This window comes from Kitasatospora sp. NPDC023176, from assembly GCF_055560495.1.
Map to the genome: position 1 here is coordinate 272,763 of NZ_JBVHIP010000002.1, position 22,039 is coordinate 294,801.

The 22,039-nt window shown below is 72.9% G+C and carries 18 protein-coding genes; 13 read left to right on the plus strand and 5 right to left on the minus strand.

The genetic code is table 11. From position 1 onward, the window contains the following. Positions 1–106: 106 nt before the first annotated feature. The 8 genes from dcd (at position 107) to ACZ3YL_RS05450 (ending at position 9,368) form a co-directional block, all read left to right on the plus strand. A complete protein-coding gene (gene dcd, locus ACZ3YL_RS05415) occupies positions 107–634 on the plus strand; it encodes a dCTP deaminase (protein WP_188309484.1) in 528 nt (175 codons plus the stop codon). Further along, a complete protein-coding gene (locus ACZ3YL_RS05420; RefSeq protein WP_188309483.1) occupies positions 631–1,155 on the plus strand; it encodes a dCTP deaminase in 525 nt (174 codons plus the stop codon). The genes dcd and ACZ3YL_RS05420 overlap by 4 nt, the downstream gene beginning before the upstream one ends. Beyond that, on the plus strand, positions 1,152–2,249 hold the full coding sequence (locus ACZ3YL_RS05425) for a glycosyltransferase family 4 protein (RefSeq protein WP_465655579.1): 1,098 nt from the start codon (positions 1,152–1,154) through the stop codon (positions 2,247–2,249). Before ACZ3YL_RS05420 ends, ACZ3YL_RS05425 begins: the two co-directional genes overlap by 4 nt. A gap of 44 nt (positions 2,250–2,293) precedes the next feature. Then, positions 2,294–2,773 (plus strand): HIT family protein, encoded by a 480-nt coding sequence (locus ACZ3YL_RS05430; protein ID WP_465655581.1) that lies wholly within the window; start codon positions 2,294–2,296, stop codon positions 2,771–2,773. 116 nt (positions 2,774–2,889) lie between these two features. Further along, positions 2,890–4,191 (plus strand): MFS transporter, encoded by a 1,302-nt coding sequence (locus ACZ3YL_RS05435; protein WP_465655583.1) that lies wholly within the window; start codon positions 2,890–2,892, stop codon positions 4,189–4,191. Further along, positions 4,188–4,943 carry a class I SAM-dependent methyltransferase gene (locus ACZ3YL_RS05440; protein WP_465655585.1) on the plus strand — a complete coding sequence of 252 codons (756 nt, stop codon included), beginning with the start codon at positions 4,188–4,190 and terminating at the stop codon, positions 4,941–4,943. The genes ACZ3YL_RS05435 and ACZ3YL_RS05440 overlap by 4 nt, the downstream gene beginning before the upstream one ends. Positions 4,944–5,019: 76 nt before the next feature. Then, positions 5,020–6,372, plus strand: coding sequence for a hypothetical protein (locus tag ACZ3YL_RS05445; protein ID WP_188309478.1), 1,353 nt, complete (start codon positions 5,020–5,022; stop codon positions 6,370–6,372). Positions 6,373–6,806: 434 nt separating this feature from the next. Then, a complete protein-coding gene (locus ACZ3YL_RS05450; protein WP_465655586.1) occupies positions 6,807–9,368 on the plus strand; it encodes a collagenase in 2,562 nt (853 codons plus the stop codon). A gap of 98 nt (positions 9,369–9,466) precedes the next feature. Here ACZ3YL_RS05450 and ACZ3YL_RS05455 read toward each other — a convergent pair whose 3' ends face one another. Beyond that, positions 9,467–10,537 carry an SDR family NAD(P)-dependent oxidoreductase gene (locus ACZ3YL_RS05455; protein WP_465655588.1) on the minus strand — a complete coding sequence of 357 codons (1,071 nt, stop codon included), beginning with the start codon at positions 10,535–10,537 and terminating at the stop codon, positions 9,467–9,469. Beyond that, positions 10,534–11,706 carry a UDP-N-acetylglucosamine--N-acetylmuramyl-(pentapeptide) pyrophosphoryl-undecaprenol N-acetylglucosamine transferase gene (locus ACZ3YL_RS05460; protein WP_465655590.1) on the minus strand — a complete coding sequence of 391 codons (1,173 nt, stop codon included), beginning with the start codon at positions 11,704–11,706 and terminating at the stop codon, positions 10,534–10,536. Before ACZ3YL_RS05460 ends, ACZ3YL_RS05455 begins: the two co-directional genes overlap by 4 nt. A 212-nt stretch (positions 11,707–11,918) precedes the next feature. Here ACZ3YL_RS05460 and ACZ3YL_RS05465 point away from each other — a divergent pair, with 212 nt between their 5' ends. The 3 genes from ACZ3YL_RS05465 (at position 11,919) to ACZ3YL_RS05475 (ending at position 15,146) form a co-directional block, all read left to right on the plus strand. Next, complete coding sequence (locus ACZ3YL_RS05465; protein ID WP_317621287.1) at positions 11,919–12,608, plus strand: response regulator transcription factor; 690 nt, start codon at positions 11,919–11,921, stop codon at positions 12,606–12,608. Further along, entirely contained in the window at positions 12,605–13,993 is a 1,389-nt protein-coding gene (locus ACZ3YL_RS05470; protein ID WP_317621288.1) for a sensor histidine kinase, read from the plus strand. Before ACZ3YL_RS05465 ends, ACZ3YL_RS05470 begins: the two co-directional genes overlap by 4 nt. 145 nt (positions 13,994–14,138) lie before the next feature. Further along, a complete protein-coding gene (locus ACZ3YL_RS05475) occupies positions 14,139–15,146 on the plus strand; it encodes an NADP-dependent oxidoreductase (protein ID WP_465655592.1) in 1,008 nt (335 codons plus the stop codon). A gap of 72 nt (positions 15,147–15,218) precedes the next feature. Here the strand turns inward: ACZ3YL_RS05475 and ACZ3YL_RS05480 are convergent, their stop codons facing one another. Genes ACZ3YL_RS05480 through ACZ3YL_RS05490 form a run of 3 tightly spaced genes read right to left on the minus strand, consistent with a single transcriptional unit; the run spans position 15,219 to position 20,180 of the window. Beyond that, the gene (locus tag ACZ3YL_RS05480) at positions 15,219–18,152 is read right to left on the minus strand and encodes a phosphotransferase (protein ID WP_465655594.1); all 2,934 of its coding nucleotides are present in this window, start codon (positions 18,150–18,152) and stop codon (positions 15,219–15,221) included. A 17-nt stretch (positions 18,153–18,169) separates the two neighbouring features. Then, positions 18,170–18,967, minus strand: coding sequence for a 2OG-Fe(II) oxygenase family protein (locus ACZ3YL_RS05485; protein ID WP_465655596.1), 798 nt, complete (start codon positions 18,965–18,967; stop codon positions 18,170–18,172). Continuing rightward, positions 18,951–20,180 (minus strand): hypothetical protein, encoded by a 1,230-nt coding sequence (locus tag ACZ3YL_RS05490; RefSeq protein ID WP_465655597.1) that lies wholly within the window; start codon positions 20,178–20,180, stop codon positions 18,951–18,953. The genes ACZ3YL_RS05485 and ACZ3YL_RS05490 overlap by 17 nt, the downstream gene beginning before the upstream one ends. A gap of 604 nt (positions 20,181–20,784) precedes the next feature. Here ACZ3YL_RS05490 and ACZ3YL_RS05495 point away from each other — a divergent pair. Then, positions 20,785–21,117: a putative quinol monooxygenase gene (locus tag ACZ3YL_RS05495; RefSeq protein WP_188306807.1), complete on the plus strand. Its 333-nt coding sequence runs from the start codon at positions 20,785–20,787 to the stop codon at positions 21,115–21,117. A gap of 124 nt (positions 21,118–21,241) precedes the next feature. Then, on the plus strand, positions 21,242–22,012 hold the full coding sequence (locus ACZ3YL_RS05500; protein WP_188306806.1) for an IclR family transcriptional regulator: 771 nt from the start codon (positions 21,242–21,244) through the stop codon (positions 22,010–22,012). The last annotated feature ends 27 nt before the right edge of the window (positions 22,013–22,039 follow it).

A 22,039-nucleotide genomic window follows, 5' to 3' on the forward strand; every position in this document is an offset into this window, starting at 1 on the left:
AGCCTGCCCGGACATACTGGCAAGCATCCTGGAAAACGGGCCGGAAGAATCCCGTTGACACCCGTCCGCCGCTTTCCCGAACATGCTGGAAGAGTGGGAGCAACTAGTGATCCTGACCGGACCAGAAATCATCGAATCCGCCCACGACGGCAGGATCTCCATATCCCCTTTCAACCGGGACCAGGTGAACCCGAACAGCTACAACGTCTGCCTGGGCGAAACGCTGATCACCTACTCGGGCGACGTCATCGACGCGTACCGGCCCAACCCGACGGACGCCGTCAAGATCGACTCCGACGGCTTCGTGCTGCGGCCGGACGAGCTGTACCTGGGGCACACCGTGGAGGAGGTCGGCTCCGACGTCTTCGTGCCCCTGCTCTTCGGCCGCTCCTCGGTCGGCCGGCTCGGACTGTTCGTGGAGATCACCGCCCCGATCGGGGACATCGGCTTCCACGGCCAGTGGACGCTGATGCTGTCGTCGGTCCGGCCGCTGCGCGTCTACCCGGGCATGAAGATCGGGCAGATCATGTTCTTCGACACGCTCGGCGAGATCGAACCCTATTCCGGAAAGTACCAGGGGGCGGTCGGCCCCCAGGAATCGCGCTACTGGCGGGACAAGTTGGGGCAGACGTGATCCTCACCCGGGCGGAAATCGCCAGATCGGTCGCCACCGGCGATATCGTCATCGAGCCGTTCGACCCGCGCAGAATATCCCCGAACGCCTACGACTGGCGGCTCGGCGACACCATCCGGGTGTGCGACTCCGAACTCGACGCGGCGCATTCCTCGGAATTCGTCGAACACGCCATCCCGCCGGACGGAATGGTCCTGGTCCCGGGCAAGCTCTATCTCGGGGTCACCCACGAGCGCACCCACTCCGAGCTGTTCGCGCAGATGATCAACGGCGACCGCACCGTGGGCGCCCTGGGCGTCTGGGTGCACGTCTCGGCGCCGCTCGGCCATGTCGGCCACGCCATCCGGTGGACGCTGGAGATCCGCGTCGTCCGCCCGGTGCGGATCTACCCGGGCATGACCTTCGGGAAGATCATCTTCCTGAAGACCCTCGGCTCCACGGCCAGTTACCAGCACATGGGCCGGAAGTACACCCGGACCAGCGGCATCGACACCTCTCGCCTGTACGAGGAGCTCGCGTGACCATCCTCACCGGGATCGACCTCCCGCCGGACAGCCCGGGCGGCAGCGTGGAGCTGCTGCGCGACCTCTACGGCGGACCGGACCCGCTCATCCCCGCGGACGTCTTCATGCTCGCCCGGGAGAACGCGCCGACGACCGACGGGCACGGCTCACCCGCGCTGCTCCCGGTGACCGGCAAAGCCGTCTCGGGGCCCGACTTCTGGTCCTACGTCGACCGGCTCGGCGCCGCCGTCCGCGACCGGTTCGCCGCCGCCGACCCCACCGTGCTCCACCTCCAGCACCTGGCCTTCGGCGCGACGGCCGCCCTGCAGCAGGTCTTCCCGGACCGGCCGAGCATCGCGCTGGTGCACGGCACCGACCTGCTGTTCGCCGCGGACCACCCCACCCAGGCCGCCGTCCTCCGGGAGACCGCGGCGTCGGCCGACGCCGTCGTCGTCCCCACCACGGCGATGGCGGACCGGCTGCGCCGGCTCACCTCCGTCCCGGCGGACCGGATCGTGCACATCCCCTGGGGCGTCCCCGACCGGCTGCTCGCCGAACGCCCCGCCCGGCCCGGCGACCGCGCCGACCGCGCGGCGGGCGCCCTGCGGGTGCTCTACGCGGGGCGGCTGACAGCCGAGAAGGCCACCTCCGGACTGATCGAGGCGGTGACCGGCTTCGACGGGGTCGAGCTCTCGGTGGCGGCTCCCCGGGCGGAGTTCGCGGCCCTGGCCGCGCGCTCCGACCTGACCCGGGCGCGCTACCTCGGCTGGCTGTCCCGGGAGGAGCTGTGGCGCGAGTTCGGCCGGCAGGACCTCCTGATCGTCCCCTCGCTCCGGCTGGAGGCGTTCGGACTGGTGACCATCGAGGCGCAGGCCTGCGGCCTGCCGGTCGCCTACCAGCCCGTGCCCGGCCTGACCGAGGTGCTCGGCCGCACCGCGCTGCCGATCGACTTCGGGGACCTCACGGCGCTCCGGGACCACCTCAAGCAGCTCGCCCACGCACCGGAGCGGCTGGCCGGCCTGGCCGCCGCCGGCCTGGTCAACAGCGCGCGCTTCCCGCTGTCCCGCACCGCCGCGACGCTCGCCGAACTGTCCGACCGGGTCCGGCGATGACGCCCGCGCCGACCGCCGGCCCCCCGATCCGCTGGGAGCCCGCCATGGCGGACCGCACGGAGCCCACCCCGGATGACCGCCCACGGCCCGCGGACTGCGTCTTCTGCGCCATCGTCGAGCGGCGCCAGCCCGCCGCCGTCGTCCACGAGGACGAGCTGACCATCGCCTTCCTCGACATCACCGCGGTCATGGACGGGCACACCCTGGTGATCCCCAAACGCCATGCCGCCGACCTCTGGGAGATCACCGCGGAGGACGCCGCCGCGGTGATGGCCACCGTGCACCGGATGGCCGCACGCATCCGCGACGTCCTCGCACCGGACGGCCTGACGCTGTTCCAGGCGAACCGGGAGGCGGGCTGGCAGGACGTGTTCCACCTGCACGTCCACCTGGTGCCGCGGACGGCCGGCGACCACCTGCACCGCCCCTGGAAGGCCGCCCCGGTGCCGCTGGAGCGGCTCTCGGCGACCCGCGACCGCCTGTCCCTGCCGCCCGGCGGCCAGCCGGGCCGGCACCGGGCGTGACGGCACCAGGCGCGACCGAACCGGGCGTGACAGAACCGGGCGCGAGCGAACCAGGCCTGACGGAACCGGGCATGGCGGTTCCCCGATACCGCCGAGGGAAAAGCGAAAGGCACCCTTTGCACACCGATCTCTCCATCCTCCGGGAGCGCTCGTTCCTCCTGCTGTTCTCCGCCCGCTCCGTCTCCCTGCTGGGGGACGCGATCGCGCCGGTCGGGCTGGCCTTCGCCGTCCTCGGCATGCCGGACGGCTCGGGCACGACCCTCGGGATCGTCACCGCCGCGCGGCTCGCCGCCCAGGTCGCGTTCCTGCTCTACGGCGGAGTGCTGGCCGACCGGCTGCCGCGGCACCGGGTGATGGTCTGGGCGGACCTGGTCGCGGGCGCGGCCCAGGGCGCGATCGCGGTCCTGGTGCTGACCGGGACCGACTCGGTGGCCGGCCTGGTCGCCCTGTCGATGGTCGGCGGCGCCGCCACCGCGCTGTTCACCCCGGCCTCCCGGAGCGTCACGGTGCAACTGGTGCCCGCCGAGCGGATCCAGTCGGCCAACGCGCTGGTCCAGCTGTCGATGAACGCCGGCAGCATCGGCGGCGCGGCGCTCGCCGGTGTGCTGGTCGCCCTGTTCGGCGCCGGCTGGGCCCTGGTGGTGGACGCGGCGACCTTCCTGCTGTCCGCGGCCCTGCTGGCCGGTGTCCGGCCGACCGGCGCGGCGGACCGGACCTCGCCCGCCGAGGAAGGCATCTTCTCCCAACTCAAACACGGGTGGCGCGAGTTCAGCAGCCGGACCTGGCTCTGGACTGCGGTGGCGCAACTCGCCCTGGTGAACGTGTGCATCGGCGGCGGCTTCGTCGTCCTGGGGCCGGTCGAGGCCGACGAGCACCTCGGCGGCGCGTCCGCCTGGGCCGCCGTCCTCACCGCCCAGGCGGTGGGATTCGTCGCGGGCAGCCTGCTGGCCATCCGCCTGCGGCCCCGGCGGCCGTTGCAGACGGCGGTGCTCTGCACCCTGGGAATCGTGCCCTCCCTGATCAGCCTCGCCTGCACCGCGCCGGTCGCCGTCACCGCCGGGGCGATGGCGGTCACCGGCCTGTGCATGAGCCTCAACGACGTCACCTTCCTCACCGCGCTCCAGAAGCACGTGCCGGCGGAGTCGATGTCCCGGGTGATGTCCTACGACGCCTTCGGGTCCTTCGTCTTCCTCCCGCTCGGCCTGGCGGTCGCCGCCCCGATCGCGGACCGCGTAGGCACCGGCACCGTCCTCCTGGGCGCGGCCTGCCTGGTCGCCGCGACCGCGGGCGTCGTCCTCACCGTCCCGGGCGTCCGCACCCTGCCGTACGAGCCGACGGCCGCGGCGGGACCGGACCGTCCTGAACCAGCCCCGGCAGCAGTACCGGGATCCATCCGAACAACCGAGGAGGAACGATGACCGACACCATCGAGGAGCAGAGCGGCCCCGGTTCCACGGCGACCCCGGCATCCGCCGGGCCGCCGCGCGACTCGCTCCAGGAGACCTTCGCCCGGATCTACTCCAGCGGGGCCTGGACCCTCACCGAGGACAGCGTCTCCGGGGACGAGGGCGAGGAGGACGGTGAGTCCCGCTCCGGCCTGGGGTCGAACCTGGCCCAGACCGCCGCGCTGCGGGCCGAACTGCCGTCCCTGCTCGCCGACCTCGGAGTCCGGAGCCTGCTCGACGCGCCGTGCGGCGACTTCTTCTGGATGTCCAGGATCGACCTGGGCGTCGACCGCTACATCGGCGCGGACATCGTCCCCGCCGTGATCGAGCGCAACCGGACGCGCTTCGCCCGCGCCGACCGCGAGTTCCGGGTCGTCGACCTCACCCGCGACCGGCTGCCCCGGGTCGACCTGGTGTTCTCCCGCGACTGCCTGGTGCACCTCGGCGACGACGACGTCCACCGCGTACTGGAGAACGTCCGCCGCAGCGGCTCGACCTACCTCGCGACGACCACCTTCACCGGGCGGGCCGAGAACGAGGCCGCCACCGAGGCGGGCGGCTGGCGCCCGCTCAACCTCCGGCGGGCGCCCTTCCTGCTGCCCGAGCCGTTCCGGGTGATCGACGAGAGGTGCACCGAGGTCTACCTGACCGAGGAGAACGGCACCCGGGTCGAGCACCGGTTCGCCGACAAGTCGATCGGGGTGTGGCGGGTCGCGGACCTCTAGAGCCCGTCCTCAGGCCCGTTCGCAGGCCCGTCTTCGAACTCCCGCCTCCCGGTTCCCCCCTCACGAAGGAGAAGTCTTGCCCCAGGACCAGCCCCAGGACCGGCCCTCGGCCCTGCTCATCGGCACCGACGCGTACGCGATGCGCGCCTGCCTCCGGAACGGAATCACCCCGTACGTGGTACACGGCCCGCACCTGAACGACTGGGGCTACCTGACGCTCCCCGACGGGGCCGTGGGGGTGTTCGCCGAGGATCCGACGAGCATCGAGAGCATCCTCCTCGCCCTGCGCCGCACCGGAGCCGCCGACCACCCGTTCCGGTTCCTCCAGACCTCGGACGAGGAGGCGCTGGTCACGGCCGCGGCGCTCGCCCGGATCCTCGGCCTTCCGACGGCCGTGGACGCGGACACCGCCCCGAACTTCCGGGACAAGTGGCTGCAGAAGCAGCTCGTCGCGGCGGCCGGCCTGGACGTCGGCGGCTCCTGGGTCATCGAGGACATCCACCACCTGGACCCTTCCGCCGTCCCCGAGTTCGACCAGGCCGTGCTCAAGCCCATCGCCGGGGCGGGCACCCGGAACACCTCGGTCGTCCGGGGGCGCGGCGACCTGATCGCGACCTGCGCGGAGTACCGGCGCCGCGGCGTACCGCAACGCACCTTCGTCCTGGAGGAGTTCACGCCGGGCGAGGAGTGGATGGCCGACGGCGTGGTCTTCGACGGGGAGCTCCGCTTCCTCAGCGTGGGCACCTATCTGGAGCCGTGCCTGACCGCCGTCGACGCCAACCGGGTGCTCCAGCTGGAACGCTTCGACCCGACCGAGGACGCACCCGCCTTCGCCCTCGCGAGGCCGGTCGTGGCAGCGGCGCTGCGGGCCCTCGGCCTCCGGCAGGGCGTGTTCCACATGGAGCTCTTCCACCAGCCGGACACCGGCCGGCTGCTGTTCGGCGAGTGCGGCGCCCGGACCGGCGGCGGGCTGATCTCGGAGTCGGTGGAGTTCAAGTTCGGCGTGGACCTGGGCGAAGCCGCCATCCGCTGCGCGGAGGGGATCGACCCCGACCTCAAGCCGTCCGTCCGCCCGGAGAGCGTCAGCACCCTCTTCCTCGCCAACCGGCCCGGGATCCTGGTCGGTTACCCCTCCCCCGATGAGATCCGCGCCCTGCCCGGGGTCGAGCACGTCCGGCTCGACCTCCCGTACGGCTTCCGGACGGGGGACGCGGTGGAGGACACCACCCAGGGCGTCGGGCAGGTCATGCTGAGCGGGCGCACCCGCGAAGAGGTGGGCAGCCGACGCGAGTTCCTCACCCGGTGGTTCGACGAGCGCCTCGTGGTCGTGCCCGCCCACGCGACCTACCCGGAACTGCGCGGCTGGCAGCAGGCCAACTGGCCGGGCACCGCCTCCACCTTCCGCACCTACGCGGCCCCCGAGGCGTAGCACCGGTCCCCCATGCGTCGGAAGGAACCGACCCGTCGGCGGCCTCCGACGCATGGGGGCAGCGCAGCCGCACCACCGGCCGAGGCCGCCGAGGAACCACGGCGGCTGCGCGTCCATGGTGACGGTCCCTCCTCGCGTTCCGTCGGTCCGGTCGGGCCGGCAGGAGGACCTTCGCAGGCGCCGATCCACAGCTGATGCACGGAGCCGATCCGCGGGACGGGGCCGCCAGGGTCACCGTTCATCGGTGACGCGGCCCTTGCCTGGTCCCGGGCCTTGGCGAGCGGGCGGAACCGGCGCCGCGCACACTCTTGCCGTGACATATAACCTGTGACATTGTTCTGACCCTGATTCCGGTGACAGAGACACGTCAGCTCCCCCTCCGCCTCGTGGCTGACGCCGCGTCACCTCCCCCACCTCAGGACAAGGACACCGCAGTGCGCCTGCGCCAATCCCTTCCGCTCCTGGTGGCCGCCGCCCTCGCCGGCCCCGCCACCCTGCTCCCCACCCCCGCCCTCGCCGCCTCCACCGCGACCGTCGCCGCCCCCACGGCGCAGGCCCCCACGGCCCACGCCCCGGCCGCGCCGAAGCCGTTCGGCGCCGAGGTCGCCGCCCCCGTCTCCGAGGAGCTGGGCCGCACCGCCGCACCGCTCCCGTCCGAGCAGCTCGGCCAGGCGCTCCAGCCCGCCGGCACGGCCGTCCAGACCGCCCAGCACCCGACCACCCCGGCGGCGGCCAAGCGCGCGCTGACCGCCCAGGCCGCGCCGGTCGCGGCCGGCTGCACGCCCGCCGACTTCGGCTCCCGCAGCGGCGCCGACCTGGTCTCCTTCGTCCAGGGCTCGACCACGGACTGTGTCAGCACGCTGTTCAACGTCACCGGCACCGACGCGCGCAACGTCTTCCAGCAGTCGCAGATGCTCACCGTCGCCAACGCCTTCAAGACCCAGGCCGCGAACTACACCGGCGACAACTCCGCGAACCTGCTGCAGCTCGTGCTCTTCCTGCGGGCCGGCTACTACGTCCAGTCCAACAACGCGAGCACCGTCGGCCCCTACGACGCCTCGCTCACCGGCGCCGTCAAGGCCGGCCTGGACGCCTTCTTCGCGGGCTCGCACTGGAAGGACGTCAGCGACGCCAACGGCACCGTGCTCAACGAGGTGCTGGTGCTCACCGACAGCGCCAACATCCAGAGCCAGTACCTGACCGTCTACCAGCAGGTCCTGAACGGCTACGACAACGGCTACAACGCCTTCCCCAAGATGGTGAAGGCCGTCAACGCCGTGCTGTACGCGCCGCTGTGGCGGGCCAACTGGAACCCGGACTACGTCAGCGCGATCGGCGCCGACCCGGGCGTGATCACCGCCCTGGCGAACTTCGCCCAGAAGCACAAGGAACTGCTCGGCACCGCCAACCAGTTCCTCGACGTCAACGCCGGCAACGACCTCGCCCGCACCGCCGGCGACGGCGGCTCCGTCGCGGCCTTCGCCCGGCCGCTGGTCAAGCAGCTCCTCGACGGCACCCCGGTCACCGGCAGCACCGGCCCGCTGTACGTGTACACCGCGTACAACGCCAACCACTACGACGGCGCGCAGTGCACCACCTACGGCACCTGCGACCTGCCCGGCAAGCTCACCGCCGCCGTACTGCCCAACACCCTGGAGTGCGACAACCGCACCATCCGCGGTGAGGCCCTGTCCGCCGCCGACCTGGCCACCGTCTGCGCCAGCCTGCGCGGCGAGGACGGCTTCTTCCACACCATGGTCAAGGACAACGGAGCGATCCCCGGCCAGTACGGCAAGACCATCACCCTCGCCGTCTTCAAGAACCAGGCCGACTACCTGACCTACTCCTGGGCCATCTTCAACAACTCCACCAACAACGGCGGCCAGACCGTCATGGACGTCACCGACCCCAACAACAAGCCCGTGTCGGTGATGTACCAGAAGTCATGGAACGACGGCTTCCCCGCCAACGTGTGGAACCTCAACCACGAGTACACCCACTACCTCGACAACATCTACGACATGAAGGGCAACTTCGGCACCGAGATCTCCGTCCCCGACATCTGGTGGATCGAGGGCGTCGCCGAGTACGAGTCCTACAGCTACCGCGGCACCACCGACACCCAGGCGATGGCCGAGGCCGCCGCCCACCGGTACAAGCTGAGCACCGTCTTCCAGAACACCTACGACAACTCCGACACGGTGCGCACCTACCCGTGGGGCTACCTGGCCGTCCGCTACATGCTGGAGAAGCACCCCGCCGACGTCCAGAACATGCTCGGCCACTTCCGCACCGGTGACTACCAGGGCGGCTACGCGGTCTACAACGGCCTCGGCACCTCCTACGACGCCGACTTCGACACCTGGCTGAACGCCTGTGCCGCCGGTGCCTGTTACGCCGACGGCCCCACCGCGCTCTTCGGCCAGTCCGTCGACGGCGCCACCGTCACCCTCACCGACAAGTCCGTGGAGACCAACGCGCAGGCCTCGCTGGCCTCCTGGCACTGGACCTTCGGTGACGGCAGCAGCTCCGACCAGCGCAACCCGGTCCACACCTACGCCGCCCCCGGCACCTACACCGTGGCCCTGACCGTCACCGACAGCGCCGGCAAGACCGCCGCCACCCCGGCCTCGGTCACCGTCACCACCGGTGGCAGCACCGCCCTGCCGACCTGCACCGACCCGCGCACCGACGCGCTCGGCCAGAACTGCTCCCGGCCCGACCAGGCCCGCACCGCCGGCGGCCTCGACTACTTCTACGTCTACCTGCCGGCCGGCACCACCACCCTCAAGGTCGCCAGCTCCGGCGGCACCGGCAACGCCTCGCTCTACTACAACGCCGACACCTGGGCCTCCCCCACCGCCTTCACCGCCTCCTCCACCAGCCCCGGCACCGCGCAGACCCTCACCGTCACCAACCCCACGGCCGGCTACCGGTACATCAGCCTGTACGCCAACACCGACTTCAGCGGTGTGACCGTCAGCACCCAGTACTGACAGGCCGGTTGCGGCGCGCTCTCGCCCTCGCGGCGGGGGCGCGCCGCCCGCGTCGCGGGCCCGGGACTTCGCCGTCCCGGGCCCGCGGCACACCGCTCTCAGACCGCGTAGCGCTTCGGGTCGAACAGGTGGAGGTGCTCGGCCACCCAGGCCGAGGTCTTGGCCAGACCCTCCTCCAGCGGCACCTCCGGCTGCCAGCCCGACCACGTCCGGGCCCGGGAGTTGTCGGACAGCAGCCGGTGCACCTCGCTGCCGGCCGGGCGCAGCCGGGCCGGGTCGACCGTGATCTCGACGTCCGTACGGCCGGAGGCGGCGATCAGCGCGCCCGCCAGGTCGCCGATGGAGATCTCCTGACCGGTCCCCAGGTTGACCGCCTCGCCCACCGCGCGGCCGCAGTCGGCCAGCGCCAGGAAGCCGGCCGCGGTGTCGGTGACGTAGGTGAAGTCCCGGGTCGGGGTGAGCGAGCCCATCCGCAGTTCCCTGACCCCGGAGTGGAGTTGGGCGAGGATCGCGGGGATCACCGCGCGGGCTGACTGGCGCGGCCCGTAGGTGTTGAACGGCCGCACCACGGTGACCGGCAGCTCGAAGGCGTGGTGGAAGCTCAGCGCCATCATGTCCGCCCCGATCTTCGAGGCGGAGTACGGGGACTGGGGCTGGAGCGGGTGGTCCTCCCCGATCGGCGCGCTGAGCGCGGTGCCGTAGACCTCGCTGGTCGAGGTGTGCAGGACCCGGCGCACGCCGTGGCGCCGCGCCGCCTCCAGCACGTTCTGGGTGCCGACCACGTTGGTGTGCACGTACGCGCCCGGGGAGTCGTAGCTGTAGGGGATCCCGATCAGCGCCGCGAGGTGGAAGACCGTGTCGCAGCCCGCCACGGCGTCCGAGACCCGGCCGGCGTCGCGGACGTCGCCGGCGAGCATCTCGACCCGGTCGCTCCCGAGGTGGCCGGCGAGGTGACCGCGTTCGGCGTACGGCTTGTAGTGGACCAGGGCGCGGACCCGGGCGCCGCGCGCGACCAGCAGGTCGACCAGGGTCGAGCCGATGAAGCCCTCCGCCCCGGTGACCAGGACGGTACGGTCGGCCCAGGCGTCGGTGTCGGTGGCGGCGGCGGTGGCGGCGGTGGCGGCGGTGCCGCTGGCGGCAGTGGCGGTGGCGGCAGTGGTGTCGGTCATTCTGCGAGCTCCGTTTCGAGGGTGGGGTTCAGGTCGTGGGACCGGCCGGCCAGTCGCCGGACCCGGTCGGCCAGCAGGTCGGCGGCCTGCGCGTGGGTCCCCGCGGTGGCGGCGACACTCATGGCGGCCAGCAGGGACGGCTCCGCCAGCAGCGGATCGAGCACGGCGGCGAGGGAGTCCGCGTCGGTGTCCTCGTCGCGCAGGATCCGCGCCGCCCCCGCGTCGGCGAGCACCTTGGCGTTGTGGAACTGGTGGTCGCCGGGCGCGTGCGGATAGGGCACCAGCACGGCGGGCACCCGGACCGTGGCGAGTTCGGCCACGGTCGCGGCCCCGGCCCGGCAGACCACGACATCGCCGGCGGCGTAGGCGAGGTCCATCCGGTCCAGGTACGGCACCGCCTCGGCGACGGCGTCCCCGCCGCTCCCGGCCAGCCGCCGCCGGGTGGCGTCCAGGGCCTGCGGGCCGGTCTTGATCAGCAGCCGGACGTCCGCCCGGCCGCGCCAGCGTTCGGCGAGGCCGAGCGCCGCCTCCGTCAGCCGCTGCGCGCCGAGGCTGCCGCCGTTGAACAGCACCAGCCGCGCCGCGGGCGGAACGCCCAGGCGTCGCCGGGCCTCGGCGCGCTGCGCCGCCCGGTCGAGCCGGGCCACCGCCCCGGTCAGCGGCATGCCGACGGTGACCGCCCGGCTCCGGCGCGCCCTGGGCAGGTGCGGCCTGGTCTCGTCGAAGGCCAGCGCGATGTGCGGGGTGAGCCGGGCGGCGAAGGCGTTGGCCCGGCCCGGCACGGCGTTCGACTCGTGGATCAGGCTGGGCAGGCCGGACATCCGCGCCGCGAGCACGGCCGGCGCGGAGGCGTACCCGCCCATCCCCACCACGACCTGCGCCCGCTGGTCGTCGACCGCGCGCTGCGCCTGCCTCGCGGCGCGGAGCAGATCCGCCGGCAGCAGGTAGCGCCGGGCACCGAGCGAGGGGTCGAAGGGGATCATGTCGACCGTGTGCAGCCGGTATCCCGCCTCGGGGATCAGCCGGGTCTCCAGGCCCCGTGTGGTGCCGACGAACGAGATCACGGCGTCGGGGTCGGTCTTGCGCAGGGCCTCCGCCAAGGCCAGGCCCGGGTAGATGTGGCCGCCGGTGCCGCCGGCACCGATGACGACCGAGAGAGGTGTGTGCATGGCTCACCACCGTGGCGGCCCGGCCTAAGAGGGCTTTAAGAGAATGCGGCCTTCGACCGCTATCTTTCGGTATGCCCGGAACGGCCCGCGAGCACGGAGCGGGCCGTCGGAGCAGGCCGACGACACAGGTCGACGGCACAGGTCGACGCAGCAGGTCAACGGAGTGGGCCGACCGAACAGGTCGGCGGCGAACGAGGAGTGGAGGGCCGTCGGTGCGGATTCTGGTGGCGGACGACGACCAGGAGGTACGGGAAGCCGTGGCCGACGGACTGACCGTCGAGGGCTACGAGGTGGTCACCGCGGTCGACGGGCACGACGCCCTCGCCAGGATCGCCTCCGACGAGCCGGACGCGATCGTCCTCGACGTGATGATGCCCGTCCTGGACGGGCTCGCCGTGTGCCGGCAGCTGCGGGCGCTGCACGACCGGACCCCGGTGCTGGTGCTGACCGCGCGGGACAACATCAGCGACCGCGTCGACGGCCTGGACGCCGGCGCCGACGACTACCTCGTCAAGCCCTTCGCGCTGGCGGAGCTGACCGCCCGGCTGCGCGCGCTGCTGCGCCGCGCCGCGTTCGACGCTCCCGGCGGCGAGGCCGACGCCGAACTGCGCTACGCCGACCTGGTGCTGGACCCGCGCACCCGCACCGGGCAACGCGGTTCCCGCCGGCTGGAGTTCAGCCGCACCGAGGCGACGCTGCTGGAGCTGCTGCTGCGCCACTCCGGGCAGGTACTCACCCGCGAGACCCTGCTGGAGCGCGTCTGGGGGCAGGACTTCGGCCCCGAGTCCAACTCCCTCGCCGTCTACGTCGGTTACCTGCGGCGCAAGCTGGAGGCGGGCGGCGAGCCACGCCTGGTGCACACCGTGCACGGCGTCGGCTACCGGCTGGCCGCGGACTCGTGACCCTCCGCGTCCGGCTCGCGGTGGCGGCCGCGCTGGCCGTCGCCACCGTCGCCCTCGGCCTCAGCTGGGCCGCCTTCGCGGTGATCCGCTACGAACTGACCCACCAGCTGGACCTGGAGCTCACCCAGGCCGCCACCGTCGCCACCCAGCAGCAGGGCGGGGAGCCGCCGGGCGTGCTCTCCGGGCAGTGCCGCTACCTGGCCGCCCCGGCCTGCACCCAGCTCGTCCCGGCCGACCCGGCCCGCGACCCCCGGTCGGCCGTCGCCCCGTACCTGTTCCCGGTCACCCCGGCCGTGCGCGAGGTCGCCGCCGGGCAGCGCGCGGCCTACTTCAGCACCACCACCGTCGCCGGCTTCCCCGCCCGGATGCTGGTCACGCCCTTCCGGGGCGGCACCGCGCTCCAGGTCGTGCTGCGCTCGGACGGGGTCGACCGCGCCGTGCGGCAGTCCGCCGCCGCGTTCGCCGGGCTCGGCGCCGGCGGGGTGCTGGCGGCCGGACTGCTCGGCTGGTGGGTCTCCCGGACCGGCCTGCGCCCGGTGACCCGGCTCACCGCCACGATCGAACGGATCACGGCCACCGGCGATCCCCACCACCGGATCACCTCCCACGCGGCCACCGGCCGCCGCCGCGACGAGGTCAGCCGCCTCGGCGAGAGCTTCGACACCATGCTCGACGCGCTGGAACGCTCGGTCGCCGCCCAGCGCCGCCTGGTCTCCGACGCCTCGCACGAACTGCGCACCCCGCTGACGGCGCTGCGCACCAACGCCGAACTGCTGGCCCACGGCGACCGCCTCACCGACGCCCAGCGCCAGCGGGCCGCCACCGCCCTGGGGCGGCAGCTGCGGGAGGTCACCGGCATGGTCAACGACCTGGTCGAACTCGCCCGCGACGAGGAGCCCCAGGCCCTGGTCGAACGGTTCCGACTGCTGCCACTGGTCGAACACGCCGTCACCTCGGCGCGCGGGCACTGGCCGGGGCAGGCGTTCACCCTCGCCGTCGGCCCCGGCGCCGCCGAGGCGGTCGTGCCGGGCGTCCCCGCCCGGCTGGTGCGGCTGTTGGGGAACCTGCTCGACAACGCCGCCAAGTTCGGGGCGGGGCGCGGCCCCGTGGAGGTCCGGGTGGCCCTCGTCGGCGACCGCGGCGAGACGCTGGAGGTGTCCGTCCGCGATCACGGCCCGGGCATTGCCGCCGAGGACCTGCCGTACGTCTTCGACCGCTTCTACCGCTCCGACACCGCCCGCAGCCTCCCCGGCTCGGGCCTCGGACTGGCCATGGCCCGCCAGATCGCCCGGGCCCACGGCGCCGACCTGGTCGCCCGGGAGCCCGGGCCGCCGCACGGCGGCGGGGCCTGCTTCGTCCTGACCGGGCTGCCCGTCGCGCCCTGAGCCGGCGGGCGCCACGTCGGGGGCGACCCCGGGCCCGTCCGGGCTCGGAGGACTGCGTGCCGACACCCCCTGGCGCGTGAATAAGCGCTTGCTTAGAATCGGGCACCTGTCCGTGTTCCGTACGAGTACGTCCCCGGGAGTCGCCATGACCGCCGTCAACCGCCAGATCCGCCTCGCCCGTCGCCCGGTCGGCGAGGTCCGGCCGGAGGACTGGGCGTACGGGGAGGAGCCCGTCGGGGCGCCCGGGGACGGTGAGTTCCTGGGGCGGACCCGGTACGTGTCGCTGGACCCGGCGATGCGCGGTTGGCTGGACGACCGGCCGTCGTACCTGCCGCCGGTCGGACTGGGCGAGGTGATGCGGGCCGGGTCGGTGGTCGAGGTGCTCGCGTCCAACCACCCGAAGTTCCAGGTCGGCGACCACGTGGTGGGCGCCTTCGGAGTGCAGGACTACGCGGTGTCGGACGGCAAGGGCGCGCTCAAGGTCGATCCCGCGCTGGCCCCGCTGTCCACCTACCTCGGGGCACTCGGGATGCCCGGGATGACGGCCTACTTCGGCCTGCTGGAGGTCGGCGCGCTCAAGGAGGGCGAGACCGTGGTGGTCTCCGGCGCCGCCGGGGCGGTCGGCACGATGGTCGGGCAGATCGCCAAGGTGAAGGGCTGCCGGGTGGTCGGGATCGCGGGCGGGCCGGAGAAGTGCGCGCTGCTGACGGACGAACTCGGCTTCGACGCGGCGATCGACTACCGGGCCGAGGACGTCCGCAAGGCACTGCGCACCCACGCCCCCGACGGCATCGACGTCTACTTCGACAACGTCGGCGGCCCGATCCTGGACGCCGCCCTCACCCGGCTGGCGATGCACGCCCGGGTGGTGATCTGCGGCGCGATCAGCCAGTACAACACCGAGGACTCCGTCCAGGGCCCGTCCAACTACCTGTCCCTGCTGGTCCGTCGGGCCCGGATGGAGGGCTTCGTGGTCTTCGACTACGCCCGCCGGTACGCGCCGGCGGCGGCCGAGATCGCGGGCTGGATCGGCGAGGGCCGGATCACGGTCAAGGAGCACCTGGTGGAGGGCACCGTCGCGGACTTCCCGGAGACCCTCGGGATGCTGTTCCGCGGCGAGAACACCGGCAAGCTGGTGCTCCGCCTGGTCTGACCCCTCCCCCGGGCCCGCGGCCGCCGCCCGGCAGCGGCTGCCACGGGCCGCGCGGGCCCGGGACAGCCCGTGTCAGAGCGCCGACAGCATCGCCCGCAGCCGCTCGTCCTCCACGACGGCCGAGTCCACGTGCCCGTGGCAGGCGATCCGCCGGTCGGCCTCGACCAGCCCGGCGATCCGCCGCCGCTGCGCCTCACTCAGGGCAGCCGACCCGAGTTCGCGGAGCGCCTCACAGGCGCAGCCCGCGTCGAACCCCGCGTCGACGGCGTCGAGGGCGGCCTCAGCGAGCCGGCCGTGGTCGAAGGTGGCCGGGTCGGCGATCCGGAGCAGGGCGAGCACGGCGGTGGGGGCCTGCCCGGGCTCGGCGAGCAGCGCCTCCAGCCGGGGCACCAGCGTCCGGGCCGCCGGACCGAGGAGGCCGGCGGCCCGGACGGCGCGCAGGGCGGTCCAGCGGAACCACATCCGGTCGCCGCAACGGTCGAGGACGGAATCCAGGATCCGGACGGCGCTTTCGGTGTCACCGTCGATCCGCCAGAGGGCGGTGGCGATCGCGATGTCGGCCTCCAGCTGCGGGGAGGTCGGCTCGGCGTCCTGGCTGACCGCCGCGCGCAGGGCCGGGAGCAGTCCGACGGCCGCCGCACCCAGCTCGGCGGCCGCCTTGACGGTCTCGGTGAGGTCGCGCGCGGCGGTCAGCCCCTCGGTGACGGCGGCGAGCAGCGGGCCGGGTTCGCCGGTGAGCCGGTGGTGGGCGCGCGCCGCGATCAGCGTCCCGGCGGCGGCCCGCAGCACGCCGGCGGCCTGCCCCCGCTCGGTCGGCGGGCTGTCGGCGGCCACGGCCGCGATGGCGGTGGCCGCGGACGGGGTGTGCGGCAGCGCGGCGTACAGCTCGGGCAGCCCGGCGGCGGCCTGCGGCCCCCACTCGCCCAGCAGGTGCACCAGGTTGACGGCCTCCGCGCTGCCGAGCCCGTCGGCGACCAGCCGCTCCCGGACGGCGGCGAGCAGCGCCGCGTCGAAGGGGAACGCGGGGGCCCGGAAGCCACCGGCGGCCTCCAGGGCGCGCGGGCGCCGGGCGAGGTCGCGGGCGAGCAGCGGGGCCGCCCGCCCGGGAGCGACCCGGACCAGGACGGCCAGGGCCTGGTCGGCCGCCTTGTCGTCGGACTGCCCGGCGAGTTCGGCCAGGGCGGGCGCGGCCCCGGCGCCGAGCGGCCCCAGCTTGGTCAGCAGCCGCTCCGCGAGGTCCCGGCCGGCGTGCGGGGCGATGGCCGGGACCAGCCGCGCCGGGGCGCTGCGGGACCGGTCGCAGGCCTCGCCGGCCGCCCACAGGGCTTCGAACGGCACACCGGGGCGATCGTCGCGCAGGGCCGCCTCGATCAGGGCGAAGGCGTTCTCCCGGTCAGCCTCGGTGCCACGGGCCAGCAGGTCCTCGACCACCTGGGGCAGCAGTTCGTGGTGGTACATGCTGGACCGGTCGACGGTGAGCTCGGCGGTGGGCAGCACGGCCAGCGTGGCGGTGTGGTGGGCCCCGCTCCACGCCTCCCCGGCCCGCACGGCGACCAGGACAGCGGCGAGCCGCAGCGGGCGCGGGGTGGCATCGCCGAGCAGCGCCCGGGCGTGCGCGGCGGCGCCCGCAGGGTCCAACCGGCCGATGGCGATCAGCAGTTCGGCCCGTACGGCGGCGTCCTCCTCGACCGTCCAGCGGCGGCGCAGCGCGGGCAGTGCCGTCCCGGTGTCCCGGGTGCGGCCGACGACGGAGGCGGCGAGACCCCGAACCTCCGCCTCGTCGTCCGCCAACAGCGTTGTCAGCAGCGGAAGTTGACCGGCCACGGCGGCCCGGACGGCGCCATCCGGGATCTCCCACTCGTCGTCGGTCTCGGCCAGCCCGCCGAGCATCCACAGGACTTCGACCACCTGGCGCCCAGCCGCCGCGATCCGGGCCAGGAACGGCACGGCGTCCACGCTGGCCGGGTACACCGTGCCCTGGTGCAGGATGCTGGAGTACAGCTCCTCGCGCGCCTCCTCCGCCTCCTCCCCGCCCTCGGCGAAGGCCCGCAGCAGGTCGGGCAGGTCCTCGGCGGAACCGTAGGCGTGCGAGACGGTGGCCCAGGGGTGGGCGTCGAGGCCGGCGAGGGCGTCTGCGAGATCCATGGGCGTGATCTTCGCAGCCGGCACCGACAGCGCCGTCGATGCCCTGTCCATACCGTCCCGGCCCGCAAGGGAGCAGGGGGTCGACGCCACCGGGTCGTCCAGAAGGGCCGCGCGTCGGGATCGGAGCCAGGAGCGCTCGGCCGCCATCTCGGCCGCGTCACCGCGGTGGAGGAAGGTCGCCCACGGTTCCTGGCCCTGGCCGCCGAGGCGTTCGATGCGGGCGGCTTCGCGGGTCTGGAGGGCGTCCAGGGCGTCGAGCACGGCAGCGGGCCGGGCACCGTAGGCGGTGCAGAGGGCGTGCAGGCGATCGCGCAGGGCGTCGTCTCCGGTGACGCCGGCGCGTCGCTGCTGCTCGGCGGAGCGCAGGGGGACGGCGTACCAGGCGAGTTGGGCGAGGTCGTCGACGGGGTCGCCGGGGGCGGCGAAGTCCCAGTCGATGAAGCCGACCAGGCCGTCGCCGTTCCAGACGGCGTTCCACGGGCCGAGGTCGCCGTGCCGGATGACCATGCCGGGCCGCCACGGCTCCTCCTGGCCCTGCCAGCACGCGTCGGCGGGCGGCCGGAAGTCCCGGACGGCGTCGTGGTACTCGCGCAACCAGCGCCCCAGTTCGCCGATTCCGGCGGCGGACCGCAGGGCGGGCGGCCACGGGGCGAACGCCGGCTCGCCGTGCAGCAGCGACAGCACCTCATCGGTGCCGTCGACGCCGATCGGGCGCGGGGCCCGAGTGAAGCCCACCGTCTCCAGGTGGGTGAGCAGCGCGTGCACCGCGGGCGTCCACGCGCCGACCGGCCGGCGGATCGTCTCGCCGATCCGCCGCACCGTGGTCACGCTGCCCTTGTCCGTGGCTCCGTCCTCGATCATCGGGGCAGCGTAGCCGGTCAGACGGGCGGCATCAGGTCGCTCTCGCTGACGGTGTACGTCAGCAGGGGGTAGCTGAAGTCCGTCTCCGTGTTCTCGCGGCGTCGTAGCCGGTAGAACTCGCGCTGCTGCTCGTCGTCGGCCGGCACCAGGCGCGCACCTTGCGGGAGGTACGGCTGTCCGTCGCGGAACCGGAGGAAGGTCTTCGAGGTACGGAAGGTGACGCCCAGCCATCGGTTGTCCGCCGCCGGGACGGGCTTGTCCAGGACGATTCTGTGCCTGAGCCGCCGGTTCGAGTCGAGGGAGAACGCGACGACACTGTTGTGGGCGAGGGGGATCTCGACCTTCTCGACCTTCTCGACCTTCTCGGCCTGCTCGCCCTCGGACTCCTTCGACTCGAAGATCAGCTTCCTCGGCGGGCCCGCATCGGGATGCTGATAGCAGGAGAAGACGGCGATGAACGAATCCTCCACCAGATCGAGGGCCTGGTCGCAATGGCCGCCCATGGTGGTGTAGGCGTTCGTGTAGCTCTCGATGAGGGCGTTGTTGAAGCCGACTGGCAGCCCCGCGTGTTCCTGGATCCGCTGCGCCAGCCGTTCGTGCACCATCCGGAAGCGCTGTGCCGGGCTGCCGTAGCGGGTGGTGGTGCGGACCAGGGGTACCCCGCCCGCCGCGTCGACCTTGGTGAGCACGGCGCCCTGTCGGCCCTTTCCCACGTCTTCCCAACGGACCGACGCGGACAGTTCCGCGAAGGGATTCCCCTCGGGCGGAAGGTCGAAGGAGAGGATCGCGTCCGAGATCCTAGATCCGGGGAGCAAGGTAGTCCCCCGAGTTCATGCTGAAGAGGAGTTCCTCGCCGTAGTCGATGAAGGCCGAGGTCCGGTTCTCCTCCGCGTACAGCCTGCGCAGCTCGTCCATGCCGTCCGGCGTCGGCGGCTCCAGCTTCACCCGGTCTCCGGCCACGTCGAGGAAGGTCTGGCCGTCCTTGTGCACGGCTTCGGCGTTCGAGCAGCGCACCACGTATCCCAGGCGGGTCGGGAGCAACTCGGCGTCCAGCATCGAGGACCGGATCTCATGCGTGTACAGGCGGTTGGTGGACAGCGGCATGAAGAACACGGAGCCGGGGTGGAGGGTCACGGTGAACTGCGCGGGGAGCGGGCCCCCGTCGCCTGCCGCGGTCGGGTCCTTGAGGCGGAAGTGGAGTTTGGTCAGCCCGCTGACCTTCTTCACCCCGTAGTCGAAGGCGTCTTCGGCCAGGGGCTGCAGCTTGTCGAGCCCGTCGTAGAAGGTGCAGAACGCCATCACGCCGTTGACGGGCATGTCCTTGGTCTTGTCGGCGTGGGCCGAGATCTTGGCCTTGGACTGCTTGCGCTCGGCCGTGGCACGGGTGTTGTGGTAGATCTGGGCGAGCACGTGGTTCAGCGGCGCCTGGTTCCGGAAGACGGCGGCGGCCTCGCGGTTCAGAGCCTCCACGATGTCCGTGTCGGTCGGGCCGAAACCCTCGGTCGGCCCCGAGAAATTCGTGGAGCACCGGAGCAGGCGGAAATGCAGTTCGTCACCGCTTCGCGTGACGGGCGTCAGATAGATTCCGCTGCGATGAGCCGCTCCGGGCTTGGTGGACTCCGTCAGGGACTGGAACTCGTGCTCCGCACGGATCCGGCCGAAGTGATCGGTGTCGAGTCCGAAGAAGCGGCGGTAGTACACGCCGACGCCGTGGACGCGGATCGGAACTCGGCCGAGGTCGACGAGCGTCCACGTCGTGTCCGCGTCCTCGTGGTAACCGTCCGACAGCTCCCGGATGACGAATACCCGGGCGGCCGACCGCAATTGAGGGCCGCTGATCCCGGATACATCGCCACACAGGTAGACGGTCTTCTGCGCGAGGTCGGGCGCACCGGAGGCAAGCTCCTCCGGCGTGATGGTGGACCCGAAGAAGTCCCTGATCAGGTCGTTGTCCCACAGCATCGAAGGCGCGACCAGGATGTTGCTCGCGTCGTCGATGCGGGCTTCCGTCGGCTCTGTTGTGTGCATCACGCTGTCCCTGTCATTCGCAGATCTCGGTGGCTTGCCCGAAAACCGTGGACACGGCTACGGCCCGCACTCTTTCATTTGCGTGGCGAAGCGCGAACGAACGAAAGGAGACGGACCGTTGAATCCCGATGCTCTCACGGGGGCTCGACGGCGGGCAACGGATTTCGCCGTGCGGGCAGTGGGTGCCGGCAGTGTGTGCGGGCACGGTATTCCGTCGTGGTGATCAGGGGCTCGACACCTCGTGACCACCGGAAGCCGAGCGTGTGTGACTGACTGCTTCAGCCGGCGAGTCGAGCACCTCGCCCGGCAGCCATGGCCGGGAGCGGCCGCCGACCGGCGGGCAACGTCGCGCATGACCGGAGCGCAGTCCAGGACCGCGCTCCCCGACTGCTGCCATAGCTCCCCGGACGGGGAAGCCACCGGCTGCCGTCCGACCGGAGGGCTCCGGTCGTCGCGACGGGCGGGGCCGGGCAGCGGCCGCGCGGGCGGCCCGGAACGGCGGCGCTTTCCGGCATGGGTGGAATCGCGACACCGTCCGTTTCGCGGGCCGGGCGGCGCTCGGGCAGGGTGGGGCTCGACCGTTCCGCCGAACCGAGAGACCTCCATGATCTTCATCACCGCGAAGTTCCCCGTCCGCCCCGAGCACAGCGCCCGGTGGCTGGACATCGTCCACGACTTCACCGAGGCCACCCGCGCCGAGCCGGGCAACCTGTTCTTCGACTGGTCCCGCAGCGTGGACGACCCGAACGAGTACGTGCTCGTGGAGGGCTTCCGCGACGGCGAGGCCGGCCGGGCCCATGTCGAGTCGGCGCACTTCCGGCAGGCGATGGAGACGCTGGCCGGCGCGGTCGCCGCCAAGCCGAGGATCATCAGCGTCGACCTCCCGGACCGCGAGGGCTGGGACCTGATGGGAGAGATCACGCCCCGCGAGGCCTGAGCCCGGGCCTGCCCCGACTCTGAAGCTGAACCTTAGGGTGAGACCGGGGGCCGGTAGCGGCCCCCGGTCCGGCCACCGGCACACTGGACGGATCACCCAAGGACGATCCGGAGGAGCACCCGTCATGGCCGGTCAGACCGGGCCGCGCGCCGCGGACCGCACCCTGGAGGTGCTGGAACTCGTCGCGGAGGCGACCACGCCGCTCCCGGCCAAGGCCCTCGCCCGCAGCCTCGGCTGCGCCCTGTCGACGGTCTACACCCTCCTCGCCCCGCTCACCGAGCGCGGCTACCTGGTGCGCACGGACGGCGGCTACACCCTCGGCTACCGGGTGTCCGCCCTCCACCGCGCGTTCCAGCGGCAGACGGGCCTGACCGGCGGCATCGACGGCGTGCTCGCCCGCATGCGGCACGCCACCCGCGCCTCGGCGAACTACGTGGCCTACCAGGGCGACGGCCTGGTGATCGCGGACGTGCGCACCGTCTCCGCCGACGGCGACGAGCGGCCCGAGCTCACCGTCGGCGTCGACCCGCGCTCCCACGCCTACGCCCACGGCAAGGTCGCGCTGGCCGCCGCCGGCCCGGCCGCGCGCCGCCGCTACCTCGAACAGCCCGGCCTGCGCCGCTTCACCGCGCACACCATCGCCTCGGTCGAACGGCTCGACGAGGAACTGCGCCGGATCCGCCGGACCGGGGTGGCCCTGGACGTCGAGGAGGCCCGCCCGGGCCTGGCCTGTCTGGCGGCGCCCGTCCTCGGCGCGGACGGCACGGTGGTCGGCAGCGTCTCGCTGGCCGTGCGCCCCGAGGACCTGCGCGCCCGCCGGCCGCAGCTGATCGCCGCCGTCAAGCGGGCCGCCGAGGAGGCGGCCCAGGAGGCGGCTCCGCTCCACCGGGCCTGACGATCGACACGGCGGGCGCGGCGCGCC